This window comes from uncultured Campylobacter sp. (genome assembly GCF_938040115.1).
In the GTDB taxonomy this organism is placed as follows: domain Bacteria; phylum Campylobacterota; class Campylobacteria; order Campylobacterales; family Campylobacteraceae; genus Campylobacter_A.
On the sequence record NZ_CALHXD010000059.1, the window covers coordinates 1 to 1,153 of the forward strand.

General features: G+C 50.0%; 1 protein-coding gene and 1 pseudogene. Both read left to right on the forward strand.

Going from position 1 to position 1,153, the window contains the following annotated elements; translation table 11 throughout:
• Positions 1–690, forward strand: a 690-nt coding sequence (locus tag Q0314_RS02370; protein WP_298056114.1) for an ABC transporter substrate-binding protein, incomplete at its 5' end; no start/stop codon positions are given.
• Positions 687–1,153: pseudogene (locus Q0314_RS02375) on the forward strand (ABC transporter permease); the annotation flags it as partial. The gene Q0314_RS02370 and the pseudogene Q0314_RS02375, both read left to right, overlap by 4 nt.

Genomic DNA, 1,153 nt, shown 5'->3' on the forward strand with positions numbered 1-1,153 from the left:
CAGGGGTTAAATTTCGCGATGTTAAATTTACTCACGCTAGGCGTTATGAACGCGATGATAAAGGACGAAAGCATCAAGACGCTCGAGGACTTCGTCGGCAAAAAAATCATAATGCCGTTTAAAAACGATATGCCCGATCTCGTGCTACGCGCGCTTTGCAAGAAACGCGGCATAGACGCGAGCAAGCTTGACATCACGTACACCCAGACTCCGCCTGAAGCGGTGGGGCTGTTTATCCAAAAGGACTACGACGTGCTTATCGTGCCGCAGCCTCTTAGCGAAGCGACGATTTTGCGCGGTAAAAAAGCGGGCGTAGCTGTGCATTACGGGCTTGATTTTCCTAAAACTTGGGGCGAGAGCTTTGGTGCCAAGCCATATATCCCGATGGCCGGAATCATCGTAAACGTGGACTACTACGAGGCAAATCGCGCGCTTTTTGAGACGCTGCACTCCGATCTAACAAGTGCGCTAAAATGGATCCTAGAAAACAAACAAAGCGCGGCTAAAATCGGCGCCGAGTATCTGCCGGCTCCAGAGCCTGCGCTGGCCGGGGCTTTTGATAAGGCAAATTTGACCGTAACAAAAGCGCATGAGTTGCAAGATGACGTGATGGCGTTTTTTGAGCAAATTTTCGAGTTTAATCCAAAGCTTCTCGGCGGCAAAATGCCTGATAAGAGCCTATTTTTATGATACTTATAGATAACGTCAAAAAAGACCGCGGCGCGTTTTTAAAGGTCGCGGACTACCTTTGGGGCGGCTTTAGCGGATTTGCGACGATCGCGCTTATCATCGCGCTTTGGCAGATCGGCAGCGAGCTGGGAGGGGAGTTTTTGCTCCCGGCTCCGCAGGCTGTTTTCGTGCGAGCGTACGAGCTTTTGGCGGATTATAAAAACAGCGAGATAAACATCACTCTCGTGCGCTCGCTAGTCGGAGTCGGTACGGCCTGTGCCATCGGTATCACGCTGGGGCTGGTTGCTGGAGCATATAAAAGCTTTGCCGCGTTTTTAAAGCCAGTTATCACGACGCTGCTTTCTATGCCGCCTATTATTTGGATCGTTTTAGCTATATTTTGGTTCGGGTTTGGAAACGCGAGCACTATATTTACGATCATTATCACGGTTTTGCCGCTAACCTTTGCTAGCTCGATGGTCGG